Origin of the sequence: Pontibacter burrus (assembly GCF_010686685.1) — a bacterium.
Classification (GTDB): Bacteria; Bacteroidota; Bacteroidia; order Cytophagales; family Hymenobacteraceae; genus Pontibacter; species Pontibacter burrus.
The window spans coordinates 1-1,438 of sequence record NZ_JAAGWD010000020.1; the positions used below are offsets into that span (position 1 = coordinate 1).

A 1,438-nucleotide genomic window follows, 5' to 3' on the forward strand; every position below is an offset into this window, starting at 1 on the left:
AGATCTACAAATTTGGGGAAGTAGTGATAACGACATAATATGCCGTCTTCTATGGCCTTCTGCATATTATATACAAAGGTGTAGTTAGGAGGAGAGGAGTTGAAAAACTGACATAACTTAGCTTCTCCTTCCCGGTCATATACTCTTTCAGGAGTAGCTGATAGGCCAATTCTTTTTCCTATTCCAATAGGTAGGAGATTTAGCAACTGAGATGAGCCAAAGGTATGAGCCTCATCAGCAATAAGGGTTAGTTTATTTTGATGCTTACCTAAGTACTTATTAAAGAGTTCCTGGAACTTCTTGCCTCTAAATGATGCATAAGTGATGATGATACAAAAGTTGCATTCTTCCCCATAAGCAAGATCACTTCCATATTGGGACAATGCATCTTCCCAACCAGTATGTTTACTTGAGCATAAGGTTATTTCAGAAAAGTTAAACTTATCGTAAGCCTCATTTTTCCATTGATTCGCTAAAGCAATAGTCGGTACTAAAACTATAAATTTATACTCCTTATTCTTTTTATATTCCTCTAATATGCAATTAAGGGATGTAATGGTTTTGCCTGTACCAGTAGCCATTGCAAATAAGCCCTGATAATTGTTTTTTACCCAATTCTCATAAGCTTCTATTTGGTAAGGTCTAGGACCACTTGGAAAAGGAAACTTTGGCTCACTTTGTAGCTTTTCAAAAGAAGCTTCTAGCTTCTCTAGTTTTTGCTTCAGTATATTATTAGTAGTAATAAGCAATTTCTTCTTGGTTAGTAATTCTTTCTCTTGAATGATTAAGTCATCAAGGTTTCTATCACCAAAGTTGTCGTAGATAATTCCTTTAATATCTTTTATATCAATGTAATCTATTTTCTTAGAATGTCCAGAGAATATATCTTCAAAGTACTTTTCTTTTACTTGTATATAATTAAGGTCCGATGGAGAATCCCAAGATCTTCTTAAGCTGATTTCTTCTAAATTATGTAGAAGAGCATTCGCAGTAAAATTGCAGGACCCGGAAAAATGTACCTTATTTACTCCATCACTAAAAATTCCCGATTTATAGTGAGATATACCATTTTTACCTTTTGGTCGAATTGCTACTATTTGAATTCTATTGTTTGCAATAAGCCACGCGAGACATTCAAAAAAGTGCTTACCGTAATCACCTAGGTATGATTTGATCTTGCGGAAATCATTATCATTAAATAAGGAGGTTGAGACTTTACCTTGTTGCCCGCTTAAGATTGTTTCTTTGTCCTTTGTAGAGAGAACATCATTAATAACAATCCTCATTGTACCACCTTTGCTGATAAAATGAGCAAATCCTAAGGCTAAGACATGAATGGCTGAAGAACTAAAATATCCTAATAGCAAATCGAATGATTTGCTATTAGATAATGCATCTAAAAAGAAAGTTATAGGCTCTTGATCTATTTCACTCTCAT

The 1,438-nt window shown here is 34.3% G+C and carries 1 protein-coding gene; it reads right to left on the minus strand.

Annotation, left to right across the window (positions count from 1 at the left end; all coding sequences use genetic code 11):
• Positions 1 to 1,438, minus strand: a 1,438-nt coding sequence (locus tag GXP69_RS18855; RefSeq protein WP_163917169.1) for a DEAD/DEAH box helicase family protein, incomplete at both ends; no start/stop codon positions are given.